This window comes from Laceyella sediminis, from assembly GCF_003003125.1.
Classification (GTDB): Bacteria; Bacillota; Bacilli; order Thermoactinomycetales; family Thermoactinomycetaceae; genus Laceyella; species Laceyella tengchongensis.
In genome coordinates this window covers 389,315-415,043 of the sequence record NZ_PVTZ01000001.1, presented here as the reverse complement: position 1 = coordinate 415,043, position 25,729 = coordinate 389,315, and the positions used below count along the sequence as shown (strand labels likewise).

The 25,729-nt window shown below is 51.0% G+C and carries 30 protein-coding genes; 23 read left to right on the top strand and 7 right to left on the bottom strand.

Annotated features, from left to right (window positions below; all coding sequences use genetic code 11):
* Positions 1-15: 15 nt before the first annotated feature.
* From CLV36_RS02150 to hfq, 3 genes are all read left to right on the top strand, one after another.
* Complete coding sequence (locus CLV36_RS02150; RefSeq protein ID WP_106341584.1) at positions 16-2,475, top strand: DNRLRE domain-containing protein; 2,460 nt, start codon at positions 16-18, stop codon at positions 2,473-2,475.
* 239 nt (positions 2,476-2,714) lie between these two features.
* On the top strand, positions 2,715-3,194 hold the full coding sequence (locus CLV36_RS02145; RefSeq protein ID WP_022736849.1) for a PaaI family thioesterase: 480 nt from the start codon (positions 2,715-2,717) through the stop codon (positions 3,192-3,194).
* Positions 3,195-3,388: 194 nt separating this feature from the next.
* Complete coding sequence (hfq, locus tag CLV36_RS02140) at positions 3,389-3,631, top strand: RNA chaperone Hfq (protein ID WP_022736848.1); 243 nt, start codon at positions 3,389-3,391, stop codon at positions 3,629-3,631.
* A gap of 53 nt (positions 3,632-3,684) precedes the next feature.
* Here the strand turns inward: hfq and CLV36_RS02135 are convergent, their stop codons facing one another.
* On the bottom strand, positions 3,685-4,050 hold the full coding sequence (locus tag CLV36_RS02135) for a hypothetical protein (protein WP_102993134.1): 366 nt from the start codon (positions 4,048-4,050) through the stop codon (positions 3,685-3,687).
* Positions 4,051-4,355: 305 nt separating this feature from the next.
* Here CLV36_RS02135 and CLV36_RS02130 point away from each other — a divergent pair, with 305 nt between their 5' ends.
* Complete coding sequence (locus CLV36_RS02130; protein WP_022736846.1) at positions 4,356-4,637, top strand: Fpa/YlaN family protein; 282 nt, start codon at positions 4,356-4,358, stop codon at positions 4,635-4,637.
* A 101-nt stretch (positions 4,638-4,738) separates the two neighbouring features.
* Here the strand turns inward: CLV36_RS02130 and cax are convergent, their stop codons facing one another.
* Positions 4,739-5,800: a calcium/proton exchanger gene (gene cax / locus CLV36_RS02125; RefSeq protein WP_106341583.1), complete on the bottom strand. Its 1,062-nt coding sequence runs from the start codon at positions 5,798-5,800 to the stop codon at positions 4,739-4,741.
* A gap of 227 nt (positions 5,801-6,027) precedes the next feature.
* Here cax and CLV36_RS02120 point away from each other — a divergent pair, with 227 nt between their 5' ends.
* Positions 6,028-6,846, top strand: a complete 819-nt coding sequence (locus tag CLV36_RS02120; RefSeq protein ID WP_022736844.1) for an NYN domain-containing protein — start codon at positions 6,028-6,030, stop codon at positions 6,844-6,846.
* Between the two features lie 122 nt (positions 6,847-6,968).
* Positions 6,969-7,340 (top strand): Asp23/Gls24 family envelope stress response protein, encoded by a 372-nt coding sequence (locus CLV36_RS02115; protein ID WP_106341582.1) that lies wholly within the window; start codon positions 6,969-6,971, stop codon positions 7,338-7,340.
* 53 nt (positions 7,341-7,393) lie between these two features.
* Here the strand turns inward: CLV36_RS02115 and CLV36_RS02110 are convergent, their stop codons facing one another.
* Positions 7,394-7,738 carry a YugN family protein gene (locus CLV36_RS02110; RefSeq protein WP_106341581.1) on the bottom strand — a complete coding sequence of 115 codons (345 nt, stop codon included), beginning with the start codon at positions 7,736-7,738 and terminating at the stop codon, positions 7,394-7,396.
* A 185-nt stretch (positions 7,739-7,923) separates the two neighbouring features.
* Here CLV36_RS02110 and CLV36_RS02105 point away from each other — a divergent pair, with 185 nt between their 5' ends.
* From CLV36_RS02105 to CLV36_RS02070, 8 genes are all read left to right on the top strand, one after another.
* Positions 7,924-9,087, top strand: a complete 1,164-nt coding sequence (locus tag CLV36_RS02105) for a M20 metallopeptidase family protein (RefSeq protein ID WP_106341580.1) — start codon at positions 7,924-7,926, stop codon at positions 9,085-9,087.
* A gap of 58 nt (positions 9,088-9,145) precedes the next feature.
* Positions 9,146-9,595 carry a CBS domain-containing protein gene (locus CLV36_RS02100; protein WP_321195584.1) on the top strand — a complete coding sequence of 150 codons (450 nt, stop codon included), beginning with the start codon at positions 9,146-9,148 and terminating at the stop codon, positions 9,593-9,595.
* A gap of 215 nt (positions 9,596-9,810) precedes the next feature.
* Positions 9,811-10,158, top strand: a complete 348-nt coding sequence (locus CLV36_RS02095; RefSeq protein WP_022736839.1) for a cupin domain-containing protein — start codon at positions 9,811-9,813, stop codon at positions 10,156-10,158.
* A gap of 225 nt (positions 10,159-10,383) precedes the next feature.
* A complete protein-coding gene (spoVAD, locus tag CLV36_RS02090) occupies positions 10,384-11,427 on the top strand; it encodes a stage V sporulation protein AD (protein ID WP_106341579.1) in 1,044 nt (347 codons plus the stop codon).
* On the top strand, positions 11,411-12,061 hold the full coding sequence (locus tag CLV36_RS02085) for an SGNH/GDSL hydrolase family protein (protein WP_181352776.1): 651 nt from the start codon (positions 11,411-11,413) through the stop codon (positions 12,059-12,061). Before spoVAD ends, CLV36_RS02085 begins: the two co-directional genes overlap by 17 nt.
* A 113-nt stretch (positions 12,062-12,174) precedes the next feature.
* The gene (locus tag CLV36_RS02080; protein WP_181352775.1) at positions 12,175-13,032 is read left to right on the top strand and encodes an SPFH domain-containing protein; all 858 of its coding nucleotides are present in this window, start codon (positions 12,175-12,177) and stop codon (positions 13,030-13,032) included.
* Positions 13,029-13,214, top strand: a complete 186-nt coding sequence (locus CLV36_RS02075) for a type II toxin-antitoxin system antitoxin (RefSeq protein WP_022736833.1) — start codon at positions 13,029-13,031, stop codon at positions 13,212-13,214. Before CLV36_RS02080 ends, CLV36_RS02075 begins: the two co-directional genes overlap by 4 nt.
* A gap of 75 nt (positions 13,215-13,289) precedes the next feature.
* Positions 13,290-14,336 (top strand): S8 family peptidase, encoded by a 1,047-nt coding sequence (locus CLV36_RS02070; RefSeq protein WP_106341577.1) that lies wholly within the window; start codon positions 13,290-13,292, stop codon positions 14,334-14,336.
* Here the strand turns inward: CLV36_RS02070 and CLV36_RS02065 are convergent.
* Positions 14,333-15,634, bottom strand: coding sequence for a hemolysin family protein (locus tag CLV36_RS02065; RefSeq protein WP_106341677.1), 1,302 nt, complete (start codon positions 15,632-15,634; stop codon positions 14,333-14,335). The genes CLV36_RS02070 and CLV36_RS02065 overlap by 4 nt on opposite strands.
* A 48-nt stretch (positions 15,635-15,682) precedes the next feature.
* The gene (mgtE, locus tag CLV36_RS02060; protein ID WP_181352774.1) at positions 15,683-17,041 is read right to left on the bottom strand and encodes a magnesium transporter; all 1,359 of its coding nucleotides are present in this window, start codon (positions 17,039-17,041) and stop codon (positions 15,683-15,685) included.
* A gap of 89 nt (positions 17,042-17,130) precedes the next feature.
* Between mgtE and CLV36_RS17130 the strand changes: the two genes are divergently transcribed.
* The gene (locus CLV36_RS17130; protein ID WP_181352773.1) at positions 17,131-17,493 is read left to right on the top strand and encodes a hypothetical protein; all 363 of its coding nucleotides are present in this window, start codon (positions 17,131-17,133) and stop codon (positions 17,491-17,493) included.
* Between the two features lie 125 nt (positions 17,494-17,618).
* A complete protein-coding gene (locus CLV36_RS17125; protein WP_022736828.1) occupies positions 17,619-17,756 on the top strand; it encodes a hypothetical protein in 138 nt (45 codons plus the stop codon).
* Between the two features lie 46 nt (positions 17,757-17,802).
* Here the strand turns inward: CLV36_RS17125 and CLV36_RS02055 are convergent, their stop codons facing one another.
* On the bottom strand, positions 17,803-18,144 hold the full coding sequence (locus CLV36_RS02055) for a protease complex subunit PrcB family protein (protein WP_181352772.1): 342 nt from the start codon (positions 18,142-18,144) through the stop codon (positions 17,803-17,805).
* A gap of 238 nt (positions 18,145-18,382) precedes the next feature.
* Here CLV36_RS02055 and CLV36_RS02050 point away from each other — a divergent pair, with 238 nt between their 5' ends.
* From CLV36_RS02050 to CLV36_RS02040, 3 genes are all read left to right on the top strand, one after another.
* Positions 18,383-19,870 carry a DEAD/DEAH box helicase family protein gene (locus CLV36_RS02050; protein WP_106341574.1) on the top strand — a complete coding sequence of 496 codons (1,488 nt, stop codon included), beginning with the start codon at positions 18,383-18,385 and terminating at the stop codon, positions 19,868-19,870.
* A complete protein-coding gene (locus tag CLV36_RS02045; protein ID WP_106341573.1) occupies positions 19,854-21,716 on the top strand; it encodes a helicase-associated domain-containing protein in 1,863 nt (620 codons plus the stop codon). Before CLV36_RS02050 ends, CLV36_RS02045 begins: the two co-directional genes overlap by 17 nt.
* A 99-nt stretch (positions 21,717-21,815) precedes the next feature.
* Entirely contained in the window at positions 21,816-22,238 is a 423-nt protein-coding gene (locus CLV36_RS02040; RefSeq protein WP_106341572.1) for a YlbF/YmcA family competence regulator, read from the top strand.
* Here CLV36_RS02040 and CLV36_RS02035 read toward each other — a convergent pair.
* Entirely contained in the window at positions 22,235-22,561 is a 327-nt protein-coding gene (locus tag CLV36_RS02035) for a hypothetical protein (protein ID WP_106341571.1), read from the bottom strand. The genes CLV36_RS02040 and CLV36_RS02035 overlap by 4 nt on opposite strands.
* A 222-nt stretch (positions 22,562-22,783) precedes the next feature.
* On the opposite strand from CLV36_RS02035, the gene CLV36_RS02030 reads away from it, so the two are divergent.
* The 4 genes from CLV36_RS02030 to CLV36_RS02015 all read left to right on the top strand — a co-directional run bounded on the left by CLV36_RS02030 (position 22,784) and on the right by CLV36_RS02015 (position 25,638).
* On the top strand, positions 22,784-23,038 hold the full coding sequence (locus CLV36_RS02030; RefSeq protein ID WP_022736822.1) for a YlbG family protein: 255 nt from the start codon (positions 22,784-22,786) through the stop codon (positions 23,036-23,038).
* Between the two features lie 224 nt (positions 23,039-23,262).
* Positions 23,263-24,477 (top strand): MFS transporter, encoded by a 1,215-nt coding sequence (locus CLV36_RS02025; RefSeq protein WP_106341570.1) that lies wholly within the window; start codon positions 23,263-23,265, stop codon positions 24,475-24,477.
* A gap of 235 nt (positions 24,478-24,712) precedes the next feature.
* On the top strand, positions 24,713-25,222 hold the full coding sequence (locus tag CLV36_RS02020) for a hypothetical protein (RefSeq protein WP_106341569.1): 510 nt from the start codon (positions 24,713-24,715) through the stop codon (positions 25,220-25,222).
* A gap of 56 nt (positions 25,223-25,278) precedes the next feature.
* On the top strand, positions 25,279-25,638 hold the full coding sequence (locus CLV36_RS02015; RefSeq protein WP_102993118.1) for a YkvA family protein: 360 nt from the start codon (positions 25,279-25,281) through the stop codon (positions 25,636-25,638).
* Positions 25,639-25,729 lie beyond the last annotated feature (91 nt).

Genomic DNA, 25,729 nt, shown 5'->3' with positions numbered 1-25,729 from the left:
AGAGGAGTGAAGAAATTGAAACGACCTGCCAAGCGGCGCCAATGGCTGTCTATTCCATTGCTGACTGCGATGGTGGCCATGTTGTTTCTATCGCCCAATCCGTCCGTTTTCGCGCAAAACAAAACCAAACCTGAACCGATGGGCAAAGTGAAGGAATTGGTCGAACTCCGGACGGAAAAGTCAAAAACCTACATCAAAAACGACGGAAAAACCTATGTCACGGAGCAGTACTTAGAGCCGGTTCATTATAAGAAGAACGGCGCATGGATGGATATTCGGGAGCAACGCAAAGCCAAAATGAAGGCCAATACGGCGGGGGCAGGGATGACTTATATCGAGTTGGGACATGCCACCCGCTTTGCGTTTGCCGGACGATCCACTTCTCCTTCGCTGATCCGGTTTGAACAAGGCCCAGTGAAGGTTGATTTCGGATTGATCGATGGCAAGCGGGTAGCGGTTAAACAATTGGATCATGGCATTCGCTATCCCAATGTGTATGAAGGGACGGATCTGGTCTACAAAGTTGGAGTTACGGGCGTCAAAGAAGAATGGGTGTTGCATAAGTACACAGGCCGATCCGTTTTTACTATGGCACTGAAAGCCAAACACGCCAAACCAAAGTTGCAAAAAGACGGGTCTATCCAGTTTATCAACGCGAAGGGACAATCCGTCTTTGAAGTTCCCGCCCCTTTTATGTACGATCAGCAAGACGCTTCTTCCCATAAGGTGAAATTTGCCTTGCGTCAGCAAAATGGCGTCACTTATCTCGATATCAAAGCGGATGACAAGTGGTTGAGAGACCCGAAACGGGTTTATCCGGTGGTGATTGACCCGACAGTGGGTCTGCAAGGGGTGAAACAGACGTATGACAACCTCGTCTCCAGCAAAAACCCCACCCAAAATTATCGATTGTTTCCTTATGTGATTACGGGTACCCACGCGGATTATGGCGTTGCACGTACTTATCTCAAATTTGATTTGCCCGCGCTTCCCACAGGGGCAAAGATCAAGGACGCTAAATTGTTTTTGCACCAATACGCCACTGCGCAAGAAGAGCAGGTGGATGTGCATCCGGTCACATCGGAGTGGACCAGTGGTGGGCTCACCTGGCAGAATCAGCCGACCGTGGGAGCCGCGGTGACCCAAACAAATGTGGCCGGTGCGGGGGAATACGCTTGGGATTTGACAGAGCTGAGCAAAAACTGGTACAGCGGAACCCCCAACTACGGTATTTCTTTGCGCCATCATACGGAAAGCAATGACCGCAAGTCTTTCCGCTCCAGCGATTATGTGGATGATATCACCAAAAGACCGAAGCTGTTGATCACCTATCAGGTAGATCCAAACGTCCCGATCGCCGAGCCGAAAATGGAGGCCAAATCTTATATCCTGATGGATTATCAGACAGGATTGCCCCTTTTCGGAAGACAGATGGATCAACCTCTCCCACCAGCAAGCATGACCAAAATGATGACCGAATACATTGTGCTAGAGGAAATCCGCAACAATAAGTTGACTTGGGATGAAATGGTGCAAGTTAGCCCGCGGGTGGCGGGAATTAATGAAGCCCAGATCGATCTGGAAGCCGGCGAGTTGATGAGTGTAAAAGACTTGTTCATGGGCATGGCTGTATATTCGGCGAATGACGCTACTGCGGCTTTGGCCGAGCGGGTGTCGGGAAGCGAAACGCAATTTGTGCACCGGATGAATGAGACAGCCAAGGCACTGGGACTTAGAAACACGCATTTTCGCAATGCGACGGGGTTGGAGATGACCGATTACCCTGATCCTCCGCAAGTGGATGGGGAGCATGTGATGTCTGCGCGGGATGCTGCGATCCTGGCGCGAACATTATTGCAAGAGCATCCCGAATTTACGCAGATGACCTCCGTTTCCCAATATACGTTCCGCCCGGGGACGGAACGGCAAATGAAAGTGGTCAACTGGAATCGCATGCTACCAGGCTTTGACCATTACTACCCTGGCGTTGATGGCTTGAAGACCGGTTCTACCCAAGCAGCTGGCTATTGCTTCACCGGAACGGCGCAACAAGAAGGCCGCCGACTGATCACAGTTGTCATGGGCACTAGCTCTGAAGATGGCCGTTTCTTGGAGACGAAGAAGCTGTTTGATTATGGATTTAATCAATTTGAAACAGCCACTTTGTTAAAACGCGGTGAAGTGATCCAAGGAGCGAAGTTACGGGTTCCAAATGGGGACGGGCAATATGTCCCGGTTGTCAGCAAGTACGACATTCGCTTGCCGATTCACCGGGGTGAGCGAGATCAGTATGAGATCAGAGTCCGCTTCTTCACTGGATTGAAAGCTCCGCTCAAAGCAGGGGCGATTGTCGGCGAAGCGCAAGTGTTATACCGTGGGAAGCCTTTGCAGATGATGACCACATTTCCAGTCAGCATCACCCAGCGGGTCGAACCGGCAGGGCAATTGGAGCGGTTTTTCCAAAAGTTGTGGTAAACCAGTTTTGTCCAAGCCAGCCCACATGGTAGAAACCAAGTTGTATACCCACCTTTGCTAAACGGCGAAGGTGGGTTTTGCTTTGCTTCCCCCTCTTCTCTGACTTGTCAAGCTTTTCTTTATTGGGTGGGGGATATTGTTTAAAATAAGAATGATTAGCCTAGAGCGTGTCTGGTGAATAAGCCAGCGACACCCAGACACACCCTAAAAAAGCAGTAGGGGAAAGGAAACGGTGAGCCATGAATTTGGATGGAGAATTGCAACAGATCTTGCAGAATGGGACAGATGAAGAAAAGCAACTGTTGGCGCTAGCTGTGCAGGCGATCAAACAGAAGCGGGAGCGGAACAGCGCTTATATTTCAGGGTTTATGGGGTTGAAAGGCCGGTTTGTGGAAGACGATGTATATGAATTTCGCGTCCCGGTGACACCCTTCACCCTGAACAGGGCAGGAATTGTGCACGGGGGGATTACGGCGACACTGGCCGATTCGACGATTGGTTCGCTGATTAATCAGCGGTTGCCGGAAGGGTATAAAGGTGCCGTCACCGTGGAGTTAAAAGTGAATTATTTAAAACAGGGACTGGGCAAAGAGCTGATCTCTCGCGCGCGATTGGTACATATGGGGTCTACTTTGGCCACGGCCACCTGTGAGATCACCAATGAAAAAAACAAATTGATCGCATTCACCACTGGGACGTTTTACATGATTAGAAAATAAGGATATGAGAGACATTCCGATGAGGGATGTCTCTCAGCTATGTTTGGGAAAGTGGGGTTTGTGGTAAATGAAATATAAATTCGAAATTTTTATTTTATTTTTGCGGCGCCCTGCCGCTGTTCTCATGTAGAGGAGACCCCAGGGAGGCTCGGTGCCGGTCGGTTTAACTCTTTATGAAAGGATGAGCGCAGGGGATGTCGAACATCCTAGATCGTTTGCTGGATCAAATGCGAAAGGAACGCATCTTGGTCACCGTTTTCATGGCCACCGGAGTGACCGTTCGGGGGTATATTGCTGCTTTTGACCCATTCATCGTCCTTCTTATCGATGACAAAGGTCGGCAGCAACTCATTTTTAAACATGCCATTTCTTCGATCCAACCCATGCGTTATGTTGACATTGATACAAAACAACCCGATAACCGAGCGGATGAATAAGCGGAAGGAGACATCTGCTCCCACTGGAGAGGAAGCGGATGTCTCCATGCTTGTTACACCAATTCTAGTTCCCTGATGTAATCGATTGGTTGCTCTTTGTTGCTCCCATCAGCGAGATAGAGCAAGGCCGGCCCTCCCTCGCGAATCGGGCGACCGTCCTTGGCAAAACAGAGGATGGCGGTGCGCGCCTGATCTAGCGTCAGGGTGACCGCTTCTTTTTGTTCACGGTGGCAGATGACTTTGGTCACCGACGCATCTGGTTCAGCCTTGTCCAGATAGGGACCCAATTCCATTGCTAATCCTTCCGTCCCTGCAATGCGATCCTCCAGTGGAAAGCGGCGGTCATCCAAGATCCAAATGGAGGGGTCAAGATTGATGCGAAATGCGACATTGCCGGTGATAAGGATGATCGGACTCATGATATGCGATGCTCCTTTGAAAAATCACGTAATTTGTCGGTAAGGTTGAAGCTGTTTCTACTTTAACTCACGATAACAGCTTCAGTTACCTCATTATAGCAGATGTCCACCGACTCACGCGTCAGAAAGGAGATGCGCGAGCGGCGGGTGAAATTATTGGAAAAGTGGTTGGTGCTTGCGGCGTGCGCTTTCTCGCAAGTTCTGTTTTTTTTGCAAAGAAATGTTGATCATGATACACTGTGTTTAGTGTAAAGTATGGGCCGTTACTTATAGACCGATCAGAACGGTCGCTGGGGGGGGTTACTTTGACCACGCCAACACAGACCGATTTAAATCTAAAAGCCTTACAACTCTTGCAAGAGGATGCGGAAAAAATCGCTCAGCTGATTTCGGTGCAATTGCAAAACCTGATGTTACCGAAATGTCCTCTTTATGAAGAAGTGTTAGACACACAGATGTTCGGTTTGTCACGCGAAATCGACTTTGCCGTTCGAGCTGGGCTCATCACTCGCGACCAAGGTCAACAGATTATTCATGATCTGGAACGGAAGTTAGCAGATTTATATTCTAAAATTCTCCCGTCTTGATGGGAGTGTGAACGTATGACTCCAATCGCGGAGTCTTTTTTTGTGCTAAAACAAATCGGTCAGAAAAAAACGGACTTCCCTGTTGGAAGTCCGTTTGCTCATTACACCACGAAAAACACGGTGCCCAAAATCGTATATACGATCAACAGCAGAACCCCTTCATACCAGTTGGTCGATCCATCGCGAGAGATGGAGCTGGCGATAAAGGCGGACACGGCGATGGCCGCGATTTCGTATGTGCTGAAAATGATGTTCATGGGATTGCCAAACAGCCAGCTGATAAACACCAACATGGGCGCCACGAACAAGGAGATTTGCAAGCTACTACCAATGGCGATCTCCACAGCCGCCCCGATGCGGTTTTTCATGGCCAAGAAGATGGCCGCGCTGTGTTCGGCGGCGTTGCCGATGATGGCGATCAAAAAGGCGCCGACAAACAGTTCAGACCAGCCCAGCGCTTGGGCTACGGCTTCTACGCTATGTACGAGCCATTCACTCTGCAAGGCAACAAATGCGGTGGACACGACGAGTAGCAAGATGGAGACTCCTTTGCTCCATTCCGGCTCTTCCCCCTCGACATGGTCCGGCATGCCGTCAATTTTTTCACCCAACTCTTCTTTATGGGTAACCAGAGAGAAATACAGCCACAAGAAGTAACCCAGGATGAGGGCACCGGAAATGATTAAGCTCACATTATTGATCTTGGCCGAGGGCAATTGTTGCAGGAACACCGCGGGCACAAACAGGGCGATGACGGAAAGCATCATCAAAGATGCGTTGTGGCCGGCCAGCATGGGGTTAAATTGCTGTGTTTTGAATTTCAAACCGCCGGCGAACAAGCTAAGTCCAAGCACCAAGAGCAAGTTCCCGATGATGGATCCGGTTACGCTCGCTTTCACCATGTCAAAGAATCCTTCTTTGACCAGGAAGATGGCGATAATCAGTTCGGCCGCATTGCCGAATGTCGCATTGAGCAGGCCGCCCAACCGCTCACCAGCGTAGTGGGCCACGTTTTCGGTCGCTTTTCCCAGCATGGCTGCCCAGAATAAAAGGGACAAACAGGCTGTCGCGAATTGCAATGGTTGGTTGTGAACGGTAAAATGAACAACGGTACTGATGAGAGTGGATAAGATCAAAATTGGATAAAACCATTTTTTGTTCAAGGTATTCACCCCTTTAGTATATTGGTTGATCGACCTATTCGTTCGTCCCTCGACAAGAATAGAGAATGAATGATAAATACTACACCCAATCTAGCATACGAATTAGCGGAAAAATGTCAAATTCGATCAAAGAACGTTTGAGACGATTTTGGGCTGTTTTGGCAGGAAAACACTCGGAAAGATCGAAATAGTTCAACATGCTTGATTGATGGGAAAGGGGGGGGACGATGAGCGCAAAGGTTAAGGATACGGCGATATTTATTGATTTGGAAAATGTCTATTACGGCTTAAAAAAATATCATATGGATCCCGATCATCCCGATGAAACGCACAACCTTTTCCTGAGATTGCAGGAGTATTACGGCCGGGAAGCGATCCGGATGGTTGAAGCGTATGCCGACTTCGAGCAACTGGAGATATCGATGATGAGCTTGCAGAAAAAGCGCGTTCATGTGCATCAGGTATACGGAAACGGGCGGGACGGCAAAGAGCGCAAAAACGCGGCGGACATCCAGCTATGTTTGGATGCGATGGAAGTGCTTCACCAAATCCCGGAAATCCACACGTTTGTCATTGTCAGTGCGGATCAGGACATGATTCCGCTACTCGATCGGCTGTGGTCCAAAGGAAAGCGGGTGGAACTTTTTTGTTTATATGACGAAAGTTTGTCCAGATCAGCGCAATTACATGAGTTTTGTGATAATACCCACAATTTATTCGAATTTTTGAATATTCGGGAATTCCAGACGCTCTCCCGGGTGGATCGGCTGATTCACAATGCTGTGGTCCAAATCTATGAATGGTACCACGATCCGAACAACATTGGCAAAAGTTACGGAAGCACGTGGATCAAGAACGATTTCATGAGGAAGTTTCATGTGACTGATTTGGAAGCCAACGAGCTGTTCACCAAGTTGCTCAAGGGCAAGTACATTGTCCCAGTGGAGATCGAAATGGATGATAAAACGTATTATGGCTATAAAGTGAATTTGTCACACCCGCAAGTGCAGTTGATGGTCAAAATCGCTGGTTACAAAGTGAGTTGACAAGCGAAAAAGCAGGCGGGGCTTTTTTTTCCCGTACAGCAGGAAAGCGGGCCGCGGCAAGCTATTTCATGTTACACTACAGTGGGGATGCTTTGGAGCGCTTCACGAAAAGGAGGCTTCACATGGTTGAATCCAATGGAGGTTCCATACGGATCACCGACGGCGTGGTTGCGGTTATCGCCGGACTTGCGGCCGCGCAAACACAGGGGATCAGCGGCATGTCCAGTGGCATGACGGAAGGGATTAAAAAACGCGTCAGCGGCAAAGGGAACATGCGCGGGGTGCAGGTGGTTGTCCAGGACACCCAAGCCTCTATCGACCTGCGGGTGATCGTGCAATACGGATGCAGGATCAATGAGGTTTGCCACCGACTGCAACGCGATGTTAAGCAGGCCGTCGAGAACATGACGGGGCTGGAAGTGACAAGGGTCAACGTGCGGGTGGATGGGGTGGATTGTGCAAGGGAAAAGCGGGGTTCGCAAACGGAGAAGTGAGAAGAGGGGGAATGGGTTCCGCCCTCTTTTTGTGCGTCTGAACGGATGGTAGGTCACGCCGTAAGCGCTTTTTCCAATTCAGCCAATTTCGCGTCCACTTCTTCTTTCAACGCGGCCGGGACCTCTGCGTTGTGATCCAGACCGTGTGGGAAAAAGTGGCGAACAAACGAAGGGTGATCCAACTCTACCAACGCTTTGGGGTTTTCCAACATGTAGTTGTTGACGACTGTTCCCCGCAGGCGCAAGTAATAGTCCACGCCGTCCACTGTGTATTTTATTTCATAGGTCACTTTTTCAAAATCCCAGGTCCAGCGGATAAATTGAAGTTGTTTCATCAATTTTTCCAGTTCACGAAACTCTTTTCGAATACCTTTGGTTTTGATCTCTTGAAATATCATGGGAAATGTGCGCCTCCTTTGACTGGCACCATAGTAAGTCCTTATTAATGATAGTATGAACTTCCAGATCGCGCAACTGCAACACGCGTGACAGAAGTCCGACAACTGGCGAAAAGAAGCGTGGGATAAGCGTATTGGCGAGAGGTAAAACCAACCATTTCCATGGAGAAGGAAGGGACGGGAAAATGGAAGGATTAAAAAAGCGGGTGGCTGACCTGTTTCCGCAAATGGTTGAGTGGCGTAGGGATTTTCACCAGCATCCCGAGCTTTCGTTTCAGGAACAACAGACGCAGCGCAAGTTGATCGACTTCATGGAGTCGTGTGGACTGGAAGTAAAAACGGGTTGGGGCGGTTATGGGGTGACCGGATTGTTGCGGGGTGCCGCGCCTGGTCCCACCATCGCGCTCAGAGCCGATATGGATGCGTTGCCCATCCAGGACGAGAAAACGGTCTCTTATCGCTCGCAAGTGACTGGGGTGATGCATGCCTGTGGGCATGACGGGCACATGACGATGCTGATGGGAGCGGCCCGCTTGTTGACCGAAATGCGGGATAGATTGGCGGGGAATGTATTGTTTTTGTTCCAGCATGCCGAGGAGCTGTTGCCGGGCGGCGCTAGGCAAATGATCGAAGCGGGGGTGCTGGAGGGAGTGGATGCCATTTTCGGCATTCACTTGTGGACGCCGCACCCCGTCGGAACGATCAGCCTTTGTAGCGGCGAGCTCATGGCGGCGGCTGATTCGTTTGAAGTGGAAATCATCGGCAAGGGTGGGCATGGCGGCTTGCCGCATGAAGCGACGGATGCGGTAGTGATCGCCGCGCACGTGATCACCCATTTACAAACCATCATTTCGCGGCAAGTAGACCCATTGGATTCGGGGGTCATCTCTGTCGGGGCGATTGAAGGCGGGAACGCGTTTAATGTCATCGCCGAACGGTGCCGGATGAAGGGGACGGTGCGCAGTTTCAACAAGGGCGTCCGCGAAGCACTGGCCAAGCGCGTGGAAGAAGTGGTTCGACATACCTGTCACATGTTTGGAGCCGATTATCGGTTTCAATATGGTTGGGGATATCCCCCGCTCATCAATCATGAAAAAGAGACGCAGCAGCTGATTGAAATCGCTCGCCAGGTGGGAACGGTTCAAGAGATGAAGCCGATCATGGGCGGGGAAGATTTCGCCTATTACTTGGAACAGATTCCTGGAGCGTTCTGTTTTGTGGGAGCAGGAAACCCCGACAAAGGGATCACCGCCCCGCATCACCATCCCCGGTTTGATATTGATGAAGAAGCCTTGAAAGTGGGCACGGAGCTGTTTGTCCGCTTGATCGCGGAGCGCCTCGGGCGTTAAAAGATGCCAAGTATGGATAAAGAGAATCGGGCAATGATAAAGGGCAGGGAGGGGATCCATGATGCACAAATTGCGCGATATCATGTCCACCAATGTGACGGCGGTCAATCCGCAAGAAAACGTCTACAGTGTTGCTAGCAAGATGAGGGAACAGAACATCGGCATGGTTCCTGTCGTGGAAAACGGCCGGTTGCTGGGCATTGTGACTGACAGAGACTTGGTGACACGCGGAATCGCCAACAAAATGCCCAACTCTCGTTCGGTCAGAGACATCATGTCCACCCACATTGTCAGCGGCACACCGGATATGACAGTGGATGAGGCGTCTCGGATCATGGCGGAAGCGCAAGTGCGTCGTCTTCCGGTTGTTGAAAACAATCAGGTGGTCGGCGTCGTTTCCCTGGGTGACCTGGCCGTCAACCAACCCTACCAGGATGAAGCGAGCCAGGCTCTCAGCGAGATTTCGGAGACGCATAACCCGCATGCATCAAATGATCTCCAATCATGATAGCAGGCTACCGGCTCCGGCTGGTGGCCTTTTTTCGTTTTTAGTGACATAAATGGTTTGAATAGTGCAGAAAAGGGTTATTAGATTGGGTAAAGATGGAACGTTGCGGTTCGCAAGCGCGAACCAGCAGGAAGACGCTTGTGAACGGCGGCCAACCCAGCTTGATGGTTGTAAAGAACTAGAGGAGCAAAAAAGGAAAGTTGGGGGTTTTTTAAGTGAACAAAATCTACTTAATCCGGCGCAATGAACGCGATTATATTCAAGTTGGCTCTGGCGTTTCAATGTCGTATTTGCGCAAAGAGGCGGACGAATACAGCTTAGTGCTAAAAATGGAGCCGGGGAGCCGTTTCCCCATGCATGGACATCATGGGGGCGAACAAATCTACGTGGTCAATGGACGGGTGAAAATCGGCCAGTTTGAATTGAATGAAGGCGATTATTTTTTCACCCCGTTCAATCACACCCAAACGCTGGAAACAGAGGAAGGATGCAATCTGCTGGTGTGTTCAGCCAAAAAAGTGGATGCCGCGCACCATTTTTCACAAGCGGAAACAACCGCATAAAAACAAAGGGACACTCTAGACAGGGTGTCCTTTTTTTGTGCATAAAGACAAATGGAAAACTGCACGATAAAAAAGAGGACGAGGGAATGGGAAACGATGGCCTCAAAGGAAATGCGTTCTTAGCCAGCGCGTTTGCGATAAAGGTGATGGGGACGGGGATCGCCTTTATCTTTTGAATGACCCGCATGACATTCGACTTGATTACCAAATAAGGGGAAGAGAACCATGGCGAGTAACAAAATCGGGCAATGCACTTGGAAATTCGCAAATCATGTTCATGTCTTGTCCAGTGCGGCCACGGTGGGCCCTATGGAAGGGGAAGGGAAGCTCAAAGATAGTTACGACCGGATTTACCCCGATTTGTACGCGGGGCAGGACACGTGGGAAAAAGCGGAGCGCACCATGATGGAAGATGCGGTGACCATCGCCATACATAAAGCCGGGCTTACAGAGCGAGAAATCGATGTGTTCTTGGCTGGGGATTTGTTGAATCAAAACATCTCCTCCTCCTTTACGGCCAAGACGAACCAAATACCGTTTATGGGAGTGTACGGCGCCTGCTCTACTTCTATGTTGTCCCTGACATTAGCGGCGGCATTGGTGGATGCAGGTTTTGCTAAGTATGCGGTAGCGGCGGTCAGCAGCCACAATTGCACCGCCGAGAAACAATATCGATATCCCACAGAATACGGGGGGCAAAAGCCTGATACGGCGCAGTGGACAGTGACGGGTGCGGGAGCTTGTGTAGTGGGCTCGGCTCACCAAGGTCCGCGGATCACCCATGCCACGATCGGCAGTGTGCAGGATATGGGGATCAAAGATCCGTTTGATATGGGATCGGCCATGGCCCCTGCAGCGGCGGACACGATCCAAAAGCATTTTCAGGACACGGGACGCTCACCCAAAGATTATGACCTGATCGTCACTGGAGATCTAGCCTCCGTTGGTTTGCCCATCGCTCGCGAACTGCTGGAGAAAGCCGGCTATGTTATGGGGGAGCGTTTCCAAGATTGCGGATTGATGATCTATACCTCGGAACAGGACACTTTTGCCGGCGGAAGCGGGTGTGCCAGCAGCGCGGTTGTCACTTATGGGCATTTGCTACATGAAATGTGTGTCGGCAAATACCAGCGGATACTGGTGGTGGCCACAGGCGCGCTCTTAAGTCCAATCTCTTACCAGCAGGGGGAATCGATCCCATGCATTGCCCATGCGGTGGTGTTCGAGAATGAAAAGGGGGGAGAACAAACAGATGCGGGAAGGTATTAAGCCTGTTTCTTACTTGGCATTGGGAGATTCATTAACGGAAGGAATTGGGGCGGAAAGCCCAACTAAGAGTTTCGTGTCCCAATTCTTCCAGCATATCAAGCATTCGGATCGGTGCCATATGCGAAATTGGGGTGTATCGGGAATGACGTCGGAGGAATTGTTGAGTTTGGTTAACAGCCCCGGCATGCACAAGCTATTTCCTAAAATGACCCATATTTCGGTAACCACCGGCGGGTGTGACTTTATCGAGCTATATGAGCGCGGTCATTTCGGGTTAAGAGATTTGTTGAATACATCGAGGCAAATCATCGATCGCGTGAAATCCATCTTATCCATCATCGCCATGAATAACCCGTCATCGAGAATTAGCTTGATGGGATTTTATCTGCCTCCTCCCGCCTATGAATGGGGATTTCAAACCAGCGCGGCGATTGTGCAGATGATGAACCGCTCCTATGCCAAAATTTGTGAGGAAGTGGGTTGTCAATTTTTCAACCCCTACGATGTCTTCTTGCATCGACACGATTATTTTTTCGATGAAGTGCATCCCAATCAAGTAGGACATGACGAATTAGCCAAATTGGCTATCCAATCAGTGGCTGGGGAATCCGGAACGGTCCACGCCCCGGTGTGAAACAAAAAGCATCCTTGCCAAAAATCAATTTGGGGGGATGTCTTTTTGTTATCAATGTGATATCATATGAATATAACAATATTAAATTTCTGAAAAAAAGGAGTTGTTGACGCGTGAATAATATCAGAGAAAAAAAAGCGTTCCAAATGAACGGATTTCTCTTTCTGCTCATTGAATTAATTTTATTGGGGGCAGGCCTCATCTTGATCTTTGGGATGGAAAATTTGGCCCTGGGCATTACCTGCATCGCAGTGGTGCTCATTTGCGCCAACGGGTTTGGTTTAATCCAGCCGAATGAAGCCCATGTGTTAACGTTTTTCGGCCGTTATGTGGGGACGATTCGAAATGATGGGTTTTACTGGACTAATCCGCTGGTGGGCCGCAAAAAGCTTTCTCTGCGGGTGCGCAATTTCCACAGCGACAAGATTAAAGTGAACGATGCGGATGGGAATCCGATTGTCATCGGCGCCGTGATCGTGTGGCGTGTAGTGGATACGGCCAAAGCTGTGTTTGATGTGGAGAACTTCAGCGCGTTTGTCGATGTGCAGAGTGAAACGGCGATTCGGACGCTGGCTAGCCGGTATCCTTATGACAGTCATGAAGAAGGCAATCCATCATTGCGGGGGGCGCCGGAAGACGTAGTAGAAACATTGCGCGAGGAATTGCAAGAACGCTTGGAAATTGCTGGTGTGGAAGTGTTGGAAGCTCGAATCAGCCACTTGGCGTATGCGCCAGAGATCGCTCAGGCGATGTTGCGGCGCCAGCAAGCGCAAGCGGTAGTCGCCGCCCGCAAGCAAATTGTCGAAGGGGCGATGGGTATGGTTAAGATGGCTTTGCAAGAGTTGGAACAGCAAGGAGTAGTGGAGTTGGACGAAGAGAGAAAAGCGGCAATGGTCAATAACCTGTTGGTGGCTTTGGTTTCTGAAGGAGAAACGACTCCGGTGATCAACACCGGTTCGCTGTATTCATGAGTGCAAGCAAAAAACGCTTTCTCCTTCGGATCGATCAGCAACTCTATGACTCACTTGAGAAATGGGCAGCCGATGAATTTCGTAGTGTCAACGGGCAAATTGAGTTTTTGCTGAAGGAAGCAGTGCGTAAAGCAGGTAGGGCGCCTAAAAAGCGGACGGAAAATGGGCAGGATGAAAACTGAAAATCAACGGTTCTTTGGAGTAGAATCCAAGCAAAATCACCCCTTTATTCATAACTAGGATAAAGGGGTGATATTATGTTAGCGAATCATTGGCAGAGAGTGGACCTTGCCGATTTGACGGCTGAGCCAGCGGAAGACGCGATGGAAACGGTCAGCTGCCAAGAGAGGCTGAACGCTTCCTCCTCCAAAAAAACGCGACGCCCCCGGCCATTGGTGGCGCAAATGAGCCTGACCCTGCCATATTTCAAGGTAGAACGGGTGTTGGCGAAAGCGCGGATATCCAACCAACGGCGTGCGGCATCCCGCCAGATCTCCCCTTGGAACATCACCCGTGTCATCGGAAATGGACGCCCCAATCAGGGGGAAGGGGTGCGGGTGGCGATATTGGATACCGGGATCGACTTGTTGCACCCCGATTTGGCGGGCAATATCAAAGGGGGAATCAATATTGTCGAACCCAATCGCTATCCGCAGGATGACAATGGGCATGGCACTCATATCGCTGGGGTGATCGGCGCGCTGAACAATCAATTTGGTGTGGTGGGCATCGCGCCAAAGGTATCCCTGTATGCGGTGAAGGTGTTAGACCGCAACGGAAGCGGCACAATTAACAATCTGATCAAGGGGATTGAATGGGCGATTGACAATGGCATGCACATTCTCAATATCAGCATCAGCGGTGGCATGATCATTCCGACTGCATTGACGCAAGTAATTCAAGCGGCCACCAACCGCGACATTTTAGTTGTAGCTGCCGCCGGCAATGCAGGCAACCCGTCTGGTAGCGGGGACACGGTCGAGATTCCTGCCCGCATCCCGTCCGTGATCTCGGTTGCGGCTTTGACGAGAGCCAATCGGAGAGCCTCTTATTCAGCCACGGGCAAGGTGGATATCGCCGCGCCGGGTTCGCAGATTTTAAGCACGTACGCCAACCAACGGTATGCCGTACTGAGTGGCACTTCCATGGCAGCCGCTCATGTGACCGGTGTACTGGCGGTGTATCGAGCGGCGTATCCGCGCGTGCCAGCGACGGTGCTCAAAAATTTGCTGTTCGCCCGGGCAATCGATTTGCCTCCGCGCGGCGTGGACCCTTATACCGGCAGGGGATTGGCACAAATCTAGTCTTCCGGCGACGCGGTTGGTTCGGCTGCGGGCGGTAGGGGTTTGACCAAGATGCGGGTCACGCGCCTGCCTTCCATTTCCTGCACGGAAAAGCGGTGTCCGTGGGCTTCAATCGCGGAGCCGGTCTTGGGTATTTCCTGCAACTGGGAAAAAAACCATCCGCCGATCGTATCATTGTCCTCATCTTCGATGGCGATGTGAAAATGTTCATTTACTTCTTCGATCAACAGTTGGGCGGAAATCGATGTTTCGTCCCCTTTTTGTTGAAAAAAGGGCTGTTCGTTGTCAAATTCGTCTTGAATCTCCCCGACAATCTCCTCAACAATATCTTCAATCGTGATCAGACCCGCCGTTCCGCCGAATTCATCAATGATGATGGCGAGTTCAGTGTGATGTTTTTGCAGGGTGCGCAAGACATCTTTGATTTCCATCCCTTCTGGGACGTAAACGGGTGGACGCGCTACCTCAGTTAACACCGGAACCTTCTGGTTGACGATATCGTTGTACACATCGCGAATGTGAATGATACCCAGGATGTCGTCTTTGTCTTTGTGACACAGGGGATAACGGGTGAAGGGGCTTTTCTGGATGATGTCCAGGTTTTCTTCCAAAGAGCGATCCCGATACAGGCAAACCATGTTCACGCGGGGAACCATCACTTCCCTGGCGATCCGGTTGGTAAAATCAAAAATATTGTCAAACAGGGACAGCTCGGTTTGGTCGATGATTCCGCTTTTATGGCTTTGCTCTACTAACATCCGAATTTCTTCTTCTGTATGAGCTTGTTGCTGATCGGGCACCAATTCTACGCCAATCCATTTCAAAATAAGGTTGGCCGCACCGTTTAAGAGCCAGATGGTCGGTTTAAAAATGACGAAAAACCAGTGCAACGGCTTGGCCGTCCACAAGGCAGTGGCTTCTGCTCGGCGAATCGCCAATGACTTCGGTGCCATCTCCCCAAGGACGATATGTAGGAAAGTGATGATGGAAAAGGCGAGCACAAAGGAAACCACATGGATGAGCGGTTTGGTGATTCCCAGCCAAGCAAGCGCGGGAGTGAGTAAATGGGCCAAGTAAGGCTCACCAATCCAACCCAAACCGAGTGAAGCTAATGTGATTCCCAATTGGGTCGCGGACAGGTAGGCATCCAAATCAGCCAATATTTTTTGCGCCGTTTTCGCGCGGTGATGCCCTTCTTCGCTCAATTGTGCGATCCGGGTGTGTCTCACTTTGACAATGGCAAACTCGGATGCCACAAAAAAGCCGTTTAGCAAAACCAAAAATAGGATCATCGCCATTTGTGACAAAAACGTCAGAATATCGGTAGCCAAGGAAGATTCACCCCCTTACGGATGTGTAAGTTGATCGATGAATAGCGTGGCCAAGCCAAAGTAGATCAACAGAGACAAGATATCGTTTAACGTGGTGATCACTGGCCCGGAAGCAGCCGTGGGATCAATGTTCATACGGTTGAGCAACAACGGGATCAACGTCCCGATTAAGGTGCCCAATAACAGGGTGGCAAACATCGCGCCGCCGATGACCAGGCCCAGACGAGGTTGATGAAAGGCTAATGCAACCAAAAGAACGAACAGAAAACTGCAAACCATGCTTACGAGCAACCCCGCTAACCCTTCTTGCTTTAACATTTTTGCCACGAACGGAACACCAGTCCGTTCGTGAGGGAGTCGTTGGATTATCAAGGCCAAAGATTGCGTGGCAGCATTGCCGGTCATGCCCGCTACCATCGGCATGAAAGCGGTAAGCGCTGGTACCGCGGCGATTGTCGGCTGAAATAGATTGATTAAATTGGCGGTTGCCAAGCCGATGGCCAACAACAGCATCAGCCATGGAATTCGTTTTTGCGCCGAACGCCAAGAGGAGACGGCTTGTTCATCCAAGCCGGAAGTTAATCCCGACAGGTGCTGGATATCCTCCTCCGCTTCTTGAATCAGCACGTCGATGATGTCGTCGACCGTCACGATGCCGAGCAACCGCCGGGCCGGGTCAATTACTGGTAGAGCCAAGAAATGATAGCGGCTCATAATGCGGGCCACTTCTTCTTGATCCATGTTCACCGGAACAGATATCACCCGTTCCACCATGATTTCTTCAATGGACTGGTCTGGCTCAGCTAAAATCAATTCCCTCAGCGATAAAACCCCCACCAGCGTTCCATCTGCTTGCTGGACATAAAGATAATAAATCGTTTCCGACTCCTCTGCTTTGCGGCGCAACAAGCTGACTGCATCTTGTACACTCGCTTTGGGATGGATGCTGACGAATTCGTCTGTCATCAACCCGCCCGCACTGTCCTCCGGATAATCGAGCAAAGCGCGAACCTTGGCCGCTTCACGGTGTTCCATTTGCGTGAGCAAGTTTGTTCGCTCTGCGCTTTCCATGCTTCCCAACAGATCAACCACGTCATCCCGCGACATCAGTGCCAAAACGTCGGCGATTTGGTGTTTTCCAAGGCTGTTGATGATGTGGCGTTGCGTATGGAGATCGCATTCTTCCAACAGCGTGGCTACTTCTTCGGTTTCCAATAAGTACAAGAAACGGCGCCGTTCAAATTCGTTGAGGCGGAGAAAGAACTGTTCAAGGTCGTAGGGTTGCATTTCCTCCACCAGCAGACGGAAAGCGGCTTTGTCTTTGCGCCGCAGATGGTTGAGCAGGCGTTCCGATTCCTGGGCTCCCTTGTTCATTGACCTGCGCTCCTTCTCCGTTTGACATAAGACAAGCTTGATTCGGCATAGGGTGAACTGAGGAATGATTGGATAAAGGAGGATTTTTAATGCATAATCAAGCTGTTCCCCCCTATTTCCGGCCTTATTATGAGGGAGCGCATGTGCATGGCACGCCGCCTCATCATCACTACCATTATTCACCCATGCCGATGACGTCGGGGTGTTGCGGTGGCCCGATGGCCCATGTCGTCCCGCACCCGGTATCGCCAATGGTTCCCATGTGGCCATGGGGAATGCCATATGCGCCGAATCCGGTTTATCAACCGACTACTCCTATGATGCCACCAGGACAGGGAAGTTATAGGCCGCCGGGTTACTACTCTCCGGTGTGGGAATCTCCTGAATCTCCTGAATCTCCTTGGATTCGAGCCTACCGCAAGCAAGAGCAAAATCAGAAGGGGAAAGAATAGCGAAAATAATAGGAACGGTTATAGGTCGTCTTGCTTGCTGAGTAATTTGGAAAAAGATGCCTCGGTAAACGGCTTATGAGAGGGGAAACTACCGACAGAACTTTAAACGAGGAGGAGAACGCAACATGAGAATCCCCGATCTGACACCGCTTACCGAGCCGGAGATATATCAACCTCCGTTGCCGGAAATCATGACTCCCCAAGAGCCCGAGCCGCTCCGCCGCGAAGAACCTCACGCGCCAGAGCGGGTGAAGGAGGACTGAACACAAAAGGAACGGCCCTCGTGATGAGGGCCGTTCCTTTTGTGTGTCAGGATTTGCTCAGTCTGACTTCTACTTCGGCCGATCCGATGTTCTCCTGCAATTTGACTACTGCTTGCGGATAGCTGAAGGCTTGGGTAACCATCATGCCTTCTTTGGGCGGGATCTCTGTCGCGTTCACAATGATACGCGACCCTTGTTTGATGATACGATCCACCCGCACATTATAGCCGCCGGTCGGGCGCTCGCCGATGCTGACAATCACATGGTCACCAGAAACCACCTTGGCTGAGGCTTCTTGGGCGCGCCATTGTTCTCCTTCCCGTTTCACTTTCTCAGGGATTTGGTCTGGTTTCAACTGGGTGAAAGGCAACGATTTTTCTTTATCCATAGGTGATCCTCCTGAAGGTGGGGCATGGTTCGTGCAGCCAATGACAAACATCATGATAAGCAAGGGGAACCAAAACCAACGAAAAAAGGTTTTCAAGGGTATTCCTCCTTATATGCCAAGAGATTTATATATTATAAGACGGTTTTCCTGCATGGGATGTTGCGTAGTTCTCATGTCCACCCACCGCACATGGGTTTTAATGGAAACGGGCAAGCTATGAACGAGTGGAGGGAAGTAGATGAACCAAGAACAGCGACCATTTATCATCCATAGCGATGGAACGATCTTTGTGGAAAGGCGGCACCCGGACATCGTTCACCTGTGCCGCGAATTGCGGGCGCTGGCTTATCAGGTGAAAGAGACGGAGCAACTTCTCATGTTTCGACTGAGCATCGATCCGGCCAGGGTGCGCCATGCTGTAGAGGAACGGACAGCGGAAGCTTGGATTCATTGGCTCCGTCAACACAGCAAATTGCCTGTGCCATCGCAAATTGCGCAGCGGATCAAAGAGGGGTTCGCGTCAGCTCCATCGCAACCGTTGCCGGAGCCGAAGGAATTTCTCGATATAAACCTAGAGAGTTCGTCGCGCTTTGCCGAATTGCGCGATTATCAGCGACAGGCGGTGGAGTCTTACCTTGGATTGGCCCGTCAGGCGGGGGGGGGGATTATCCTGTTGCCTTGCGGTGCGGGCAAAACGGTGGTCGGCTTGGGAGTGATGGCCAAACTGCAAACGGAAACCCTGATTCTGGCCCCCAATGCAACTTCAGTCAAACAGTGGGAGCGGGAATTGCTGAACAAAACGACTTTGCGCGCGACTGAGGTGGGAACATATACCGCAGACCGGAAACAGATTCGCCCGGTCACCGTGACAACCTACCAGATGTTGACTCATCGTGACACGCAAGAAGACACTTATCCGCATTTACAGGCTTTGTGTCAACGAAATTGGGGGTTGGTGATATACGATGAAGTGCACATGTTACCCGCGCCCGTGTTTCGCCTGACTGCTGAATTACATGCGGCGCGCCGGTTGGGATTGACAGCAACACTGATTCGTGAAGATGGTAAGCAGAATGAAGTTTTTTCTTTGATCGGCCCTTTGGCCTACCAATGTTCGTGGAAAGACTTGGAGCGGCAAGGTTGGATTCGGGAGGCTGTATGCCGTGAGATGCGCATCCCCATGCCATCAGATGCCGAACGGGCTTACCGGATCGCAGATAAGAAACAACAGGTGCGGATCGCCGCCGAAAACCCAGCCAAACTGGAGGCCATCGCTCACTTGCTGGCGTTGCACGAAGGAGAGCAGATATTGATCATCGGCCATTACTTGCGGCAATTGGAAGAGATCGCCGGGAGGTTTGGCTTTCCGCTCATCACGGGGCGCATGCCGCAAGCGTTGCGGGAAGAATGGTATGAGAAGTTTCGTTCGCGGGAAATCCCCGTGCTGGTGGTGTCCAAAGTGGCAAATTTAGCGGTGGATCTTCCTTCTGCATCAGTCGGCATCCAAGTATCGGGCACGTATGGCTCTAGGCAGGAGGAAGCGCAACGGCTTGGTCGTGTTCTCCGAAGCTCGTCCCCTGGGGGCAAAGCCTATTTTTATCAACTTGTGACAGAGAATACGGTAGAGGAGGAATATGCATGGCGACGGCAGTGTTTTTTGGCGGAACAAGGATATCGCTATGAATTGGTTGAGTTGGAGGGATGGATGAATGGCACAGGAGCTTAGCCATTGTCTGAATCAGTTGTCAGATAGTGCGGTGGCCCAGATCGGTTCGCAATACGGGTGCCAAACGCGCAACGAGCTGTGCCGCGCGCTGCTCCAGGTGTCTCATTTTACTCAGGCGTGGGAGCAGTTGGACCAGGTGGAGCGGCAGGTGTTTCTCTCGTTTCTGTTTGCCGCACGTGCGGGCGCTGTTCCTGAAAGGGAAGGAGAAGTATGGGCACGGGAGCGACGCCTCTCCCACTCGGCATGGCAGAGAGCGGTGGCAGGTTTAGTACGCCGGGGCTGGATTTATGCCTTTCGGGACAAACATCGGCAACGCATCTATATGTGCCCTTTGGAAATCAGGCAATTGCTGAGTCGCGTTCTGTTTAAAAAGGATGTGGAGACATGGCATGGGCAAGGGGATGTGTCGGTTGAGGGAGAGCCCAGCTATGGATTGGGACAGGCGCTGTTTCATTTGTTAGCCCGATTGGAGCAGGAACCTTGGCGCCTGACGCGTACAGGAGGAATTCATAAGACAGATGCGCAAAAAATGGATGTGGAGCTGGGATTGGCTTCAGAAGCCCTGCGCCACACGCCTTGGTGGGGCACGGAGATGCCGCCCTGGGTAGCCTTTTTGCTCGATCTGGGTCGGCAGCTTGGATTGATCGCGGAGGACGGGCAGATCCTCACCGTTGACGCCAGTTGTTGGCAACAATGGACGGACCAAGATTGGGAAGAATGGATGAACGGATTGTATTGGGCTACACGAGAGTTGCTCTCGCGGCGGATTCCTGGCTTGGAGGCCGACTTTCTCCTAATGGAAGAGGTGGAGCCGCGCCAGTGGTTGCCATTGTCGCAATGGAAGGCGATAAAGCGGTGCTGGTACAGGGAAAAAGGGCGCAAGGCGCGGGAGTACGAAGAACGGTTGGACGCGTTTGTCGCCGTGATGACGGCCGCGGGATGGCTGGAGACGGGTTTGACGAAATCGGGGGAACGGTGTGTACGGCTGACGGAGATGCCGCCATGGCAACAAGCCCCGCTTCCGGAGATGCCAATTTATGTCCAACCGGATATGGAACTGATCGTACCCGGCCATTTTCCACCGTCACAGCGTAGGCAGTTGGAGCAATTGGCCGATTTTATGGGAGGCGAACAAGTGCTGTTTTACCTGATCACAGAAGAGTCTTTGCACAGGGCGCGACGGCGGGGCATGACCACCGAGCAGCAACTTGATTTTCTGACAGCCTGGAGCGGCCAACCGGTTCCCGACGGAGTGGCGAGAAAAATTCGGGACGAAGCCAAGCGATCCTCGCTTGTTTTTTGCGAAGTGTTGGTCCAGTATGCCTTACCCCTGTCTCTGCCGCATGAACGAATTACCCCGCATTTGTCCGCATGGCAAGCGGTGCTGATGGAGGACGGGCGGCTACTTGTTCCGCAAACGAAAAAAGAAGTGGTGGATCGTTGGCTGACTGAGGCCGGATTGGAAGTGGTTGAGCGGAAGCGGGAGAGCAGGAAGGCCCCCGAAAACGCCGCGCGTGTGACAGGGGGGCACGATCGCATGCATGATTGGCAAATGGAGGAGAACCTGCCTGATCCTGATGCCGTTTCCCGTGGGTTCGAACACCTACCTAAGCTCTGGTGGAGCGGGATGCGCGCCTACCGGTTGCCGATGAAGCGGGAATTATTGCAACACGGGATTCATAGCGGCTTGCGTGTCAAAGTGGAGTGTGGCGGAGAAAGACAAGTGTTATACCCGCTTCGCGTCGAGGAGCGTTCAGGAGATTGGTGGCTGACAGCGGAGCGTAGCGGGCGTGAAGTGCGGTTGCCGCTGGCACGGCTGGAGAAACTCCAACTCATCGACGAATGAGAGCGGGCGCAGAGGATGGGCGGTGCCATACGCTACCAGCTGGTTATAGATGCGAATGGGGCGCTGTTAAGGTAGAATGGGGAGAGGGAGGAAAGTGAAATGGAAACGTTAGATATGGCAGAAATACTCCTTGGCGCATATAAATTGGCCGATAAGATAAATGACTCAGAAGAAGTGGAAAGATATTTGGAGTGCAAACGGCGGTTGCAAGAAGATCCGGAAGCGCAACAGATCATTAAAGATTTTCAGCGGGTGAAAGAACGGTATGAGGAAGCGAAGCGGTTTGGCATTTTTCATCCGAATTACCATGAAGCGAAGGAAGAAGCCCTGCGCTTCCAAGAGAAGTTGCAAGCCCACCCCACCATTCAAGCCTTTCTGAAGGCTGAGGAAGAGTTGGACACGCTGTTGCACGATGTTTCGACGTTGATCGCCCAAGCGGTGTCGGATACGATCAAGGTGCCTTCTAACCATCGCAATCCAGTCGTCAAAGCGGGACGCCGACCATGCGGCGGAGGGGCTTAAAGGTTTCGGTATAGGATGCAGTGGGGGCATTGGTTTCCGCAACAAAAGCTTTTCTCATTGGGAACGGACAGCTGAAACCGGTAGATCAGTCCCCGCCGCTCTGAATGGCGTACAAACGAAAAGGACGCTTGCCAAGCAGTTCCTTCAGTGAAGCGGGCTGCTTCTTTTTCTATGAACGATTCCACTTGTTTTTGGTCAGATTGGTTTTCCACTTGAATGTAGAAAAAAGAGGCCCCAGCAAATGTCTTGTGCTCCAGCCGTTCAAACGGCAGGGAATCCAAGTGCATCAAATGCTCGACAAACAGATCCACAGGATGAATCATCGGCTCTCACTCCACAGATGGGATATGCATTCATTTTAACAAAGTCGTGTGCGGATGGAACAGCGCTGGAGCCAATCGGAAAACTGTGTAATGGTTTCCGTTGAATCTGGCCGGTTTCAATGGTACCATGAGATTAGACAGATTTGTTACAAATCGCACCGTGTATTGACAAGATGGCAGCGCCCTCCGGACATATGGTATTGGCAAAGGAGATAATCACATATGGATATTGTGGAACGGTTAGGTCTGGCTGTGTGGGTCAAAGACATTAAGGCAGCCCGTTCGTTGGGACGCATGGGAAATATCCATTACATTTCTAAACGGTTGAAATACGTTTACCTGTATGTGGACGGCAAAACCGCTGATCAGGTGATTCACCGGATTGAGCGTTTGCCCTATGTGCAACGAGTTGAAAGATCGCAACGCACGAATATATCGTTTGATTTTGCTAAAAACAAGAGAACACAACAAGCATGAGCTCGATCCTGCCACGATAGCGTGGCAGTTTTTTTGTGTTTGAAACGGAATGTCGGTCGCATGGACATAGTTTTTCGCGGCGCAAGGATGCAACAAAGTGCCATCTGTCTATGTTCCTGAGCCGACACACGGCATGACGGCCTTTTATCACGTGCAGGGAAAACGGATCCGGTTTGATGTTTCTGTATACGAAATTTAAAATGAACGTAAGGAGAGGATAACGAATGGAGCAGTGGAAAAGAAATTTATATATCTTGATGTTTTCCCAGTTTCTCGTGTTGGGGGCCATGTCCATGGTCATCCCGTTTCTGCCGTTGTATTTGAAAGAGATGGGCACCAAACCGTCCGACATCAACTTTTGGGCCGGGATTATTTTCGGCGCCAATTTTCTGTCGGCGTTTATCGTGGCACCCATCTGGGGTCGTCTAGCTGACCGGCATGGCAGGAAAATCATGATTTTGCGGTCGGGTTTTGGCATGGCTATCGTCATCTTTTTGACTGGCCTAGCCACATCGCCGTGGCAATTGTTGATCCTCCGCTTGTTGAACGGCACCATTTCCGGATTTATTCCCGCTTCGATTTCCCTTGTCGCTACCAACACCCCGAAAGAAAAGGCTGGTTACGCTTTAGGAATGTTGTCGTCGGGAGCTGTGGCTGGGTCGATCATGGGACCATTTGTCGGGGGAATGTTGGCTGAGGTCATCGGATACAGCGAAATCTTTTTCTGGACCTCCGCTTGCCTGATGACGGCCAGCTTCATCGTGTTGTTTGCGGTGAAAGAGGAATTTGTCCCAGTCAAACAGGAAAAGCGGGTGAGCTTTTGGTCGGAAGGGTCTATGATTTTGCACCAGCGCCCGTTGGTGATTATGTTTACCGTGGCCATCTTATTGCAGTTTGCGACGTTGGGCCCGGGGCCCCAAATGTCGTTGTTTGTGACGGAACTGGGCGTTCCGGGAGGGTATGTCGCTTTTTTTGCGGGGTTAGTCATTTCTATTACCAGTTTTTCAAACATGATTTTTGCCCCGATTCTGGGCAAATTGGGAGACCGATACGGTTCGGAGAAAGTTTTGTTCGGTTGTTTGATTGCCGCCGCGTTGTTTTTTATTCCGCATGTGTTTGTCCATTCTGTCTGGCAACTGCTGATTTGCCGATTTTTATTGGGGCTTTGCTTAGGGGGATTGATGCCTTCGGTAAGCACGCTGATTCGAAAGTTTGCGCCAGCCGGTAAGGAGAGCACGGTCTTCGGCTATCTGACGAGTGCCAACTGCATCGGAAATATGCTGGGGCCAGCCACGTATGGGGTGTTGTCTGGTCTCATCGGGATTCGCGGCATTTTCTTGATTACGTCAGTGATCCTCTTGGTGGCAGCCTTATGGTTAAAAGCAGGATTGAAAGGCGCTGGCAAGGAGTCGATGGCGACGATGAAAAGCTCAGCTTGACGATCTGCGAACTAATTTTGGATAAAACGGTGAAATCTCGTCCAATCGGATAGAAATGTCGAAAGAAGGGGTATATGATGAACGGAACCGCGTTTCTCCGGTGCGCTCCCGGGGAGATGAGAGGACGCGGCGTTTTTTGCGTGGCAGGGAACGATTCTGATCGAAATCATTCTTGTGCAAGGAAGAACGACTGGTTAATATTAATACCAGCAAGGTGCACTTAAGGAGCGATAGGATGAGTTTTTTACAAGAATTGAAACAGAAGCTGGAAAAAGGGGTAGAAACGGCGGGTCAAATGTCTCAACAGATGTTGGAAATCAGCCGTTTGACATTGCGGATAAAAGGAAAAAAAGATGATATCGATCGGCTCATCGCCAATTTGGGCCGGGAAGTTTATCAAACGTGGGAACAAAATCAGGATCTGTCTGAGTCGGAAGCGATCAATCAGCTCTTAAAAACGGTGCGTGATCAATATGAACAGTTGCATGCCTTGCAACAGGAATTGGAAGTGTTGAAGCGGTCTAACCAACAGGCCGATCACGCGGAAGAAGTCACTCCGACGCTGGTAGAGGATGATCTGGCCACCGTTGAAGCGCTCCCACAAGCGGAGGAGCACCAAGACGCGCCAGCCTCTATCGATATGGGCGGAACCCGCGTGGCTGTGTTATATCTTTGTCCTTTCTGCGCGCATCAGGTTGAGAGCGAAGCGACCAGTTGTTCGCATTGTCACAAGCGGTTTTATTGAGCTGAAGCCGCATTCGCCGTTTCATCCGCACGATCACGCTGGAGGAGGGTCTCTCGTTGGCTGAACATCCAGATCGACAACGCATTTGGAATAAGCTGATGGCATTTAAAAGTCGGGCCATGACCAAAGAAGGCTCGCAAACCATTGTTAATGAGTTTAACCACAAAGTGGAACGAGTCGGCGGGATCGATGCCATCATCGACAAATTGAAGATCATGTATCAATATTTTCGGGATCCAGAAGTACACGCAGCCAAAAAAGGGTTGATCGGGGCGGCGCTTCTGTACTTCATCATACCGACCGATGTTGTTCTGGACGTGTTGCCGGCGGTGGGGTATGTGGACGATATGACGGCCGTCCTCCTTGTTTGGCGCTTATTGTCGAGTGAACTGGAAACATATAAACGCACCCGCTGACAACCGGTCGCTCGGTTGCGGCGTGAAAGTCCGATGGGTAAGGAGTCGGCAAGCGAACCTGCAAGGGTTTGGGGCTGATTTCTTACTTTTT

Coding starts and splice junctions, on each gene's coding strand:
- hfq (WP_022736848.1), top strand. CDS start 3,389: ATGTCGAACATCCTAGATCGTTTGCTGGATCAAATGCGAAAGGAACGC.
- CLV36_RS02040 (WP_106341572.1), top strand. CDS start 21,816: ATGGAAACGTTAGATATGGCAGAAATACTCCTTGGCGCATATAAATTG.
- CLV36_RS02055 (WP_181352772.1), bottom strand. CDS start 18,144: ATGGATAAAGAAAAATCGTTGCCTTTCACCCAGTTGAAACCAGACCAA.
- CLV36_RS02020 (WP_106341569.1), top strand. CDS start 24,713: ATGAGTTTTTTACAAGAATTGAAACAGAAGCTGGAAAAAGGGGTAGAA.
- CLV36_RS02045 (WP_106341573.1), top strand. CDS start 19,854: ATGGCACAGGAGCTTAGCCATTGTCTGAATCAGTTGTCAGATAGTGCG.
- CLV36_RS02035 (WP_106341571.1), bottom strand. CDS start 22,561: ATGATTCATCCTGTGGATCTGTTTGTCGAGCATTTGATGCACTTGGAT.
- CLV36_RS17125 (WP_022736828.1), top strand. CDS start 17,619: ATGAGAATCCCCGATCTGACACCGCTTACCGAGCCGGAGATATATCAA.
- CLV36_RS02135 (WP_102993134.1), bottom strand. CDS start 4,050: ATGAGTCCGATCATCCTTATCACCGGCAATGTCGCATTTCGCATCAAT.
- CLV36_RS17130 (WP_181352773.1), top strand. CDS start 17,131: ATGCATAATCAAGCTGTTCCCCCCTATTTCCGGCCTTATTATGAGGGA.
- CLV36_RS02030 (WP_022736822.1), top strand. CDS start 22,784: ATGGATATTGTGGAACGGTTAGGTCTGGCTGTGTGGGTCAAAGACATT.
- mgtE (WP_181352774.1), bottom strand. CDS start 17,041: ATGAACAAGGGAGCCCAGGAATCGGAACGCCTGCTCAACCATCTGCGG.
- CLV36_RS02075 (WP_022736833.1), top strand. CDS start 13,029: ATGAGTGCAAGCAAAAAACGCTTTCTCCTTCGGATCGATCAGCAACTC.
- CLV36_RS02050 (WP_106341574.1), top strand. CDS start 18,383: ATGAACCAAGAACAGCGACCATTTATCATCCATAGCGATGGAACGATC.
- CLV36_RS02065 (WP_106341677.1), bottom strand. CDS start 15,634: ATGGCGATGATCCTATTTTTGGTTTTGCTAAACGGCTTTTTTGTGGCA.
- CLV36_RS02085 (WP_181352776.1), top strand. CDS start 11,411: ATGCGGGAAGGTATTAAGCCTGTTTCTTACTTGGCATTGGGAGATTCA.
- CLV36_RS02120 (WP_022736844.1), top strand. CDS start 6,028: ATGAGCGCAAAGGTTAAGGATACGGCGATATTTATTGATTTGGAAAAT.
- spoVAD (WP_106341579.1), top strand. CDS start 10,384: ATGGCGAGTAACAAAATCGGGCAATGCACTTGGAAATTCGCAAATCAT.
- CLV36_RS02070 (WP_106341577.1), top strand. CDS start 13,290: ATGTTAGCGAATCATTGGCAGAGAGTGGACCTTGCCGATTTGACGGCT.
- CLV36_RS02105 (WP_106341580.1), top strand. CDS start 7,924: ATGGAAGGATTAAAAAAGCGGGTGGCTGACCTGTTTCCGCAAATGGTT.
- CLV36_RS02025 (WP_106341570.1), top strand. CDS start 23,263: ATGGAGCAGTGGAAAAGAAATTTATATATCTTGATGTTTTCCCAGTTT.
- CLV36_RS02115 (WP_106341582.1), top strand. CDS start 6,969: ATGGTTGAATCCAATGGAGGTTCCATACGGATCACCGACGGCGTGGTT.
- CLV36_RS02145 (WP_022736849.1), top strand. CDS start 2,715: ATGAATTTGGATGGAGAATTGCAACAGATCTTGCAGAATGGGACAGAT.
- CLV36_RS02110 (WP_106341581.1), bottom strand. CDS start 7,738: ATGATATTTCAAGAGATCAAAACCAAAGGTATTCGAAAAGAGTTTCGT.
- CLV36_RS02100 (WP_321195584.1), top strand. CDS start 9,146: ATGATGCACAAATTGCGCGATATCATGTCCACCAATGTGACGGCGGTC.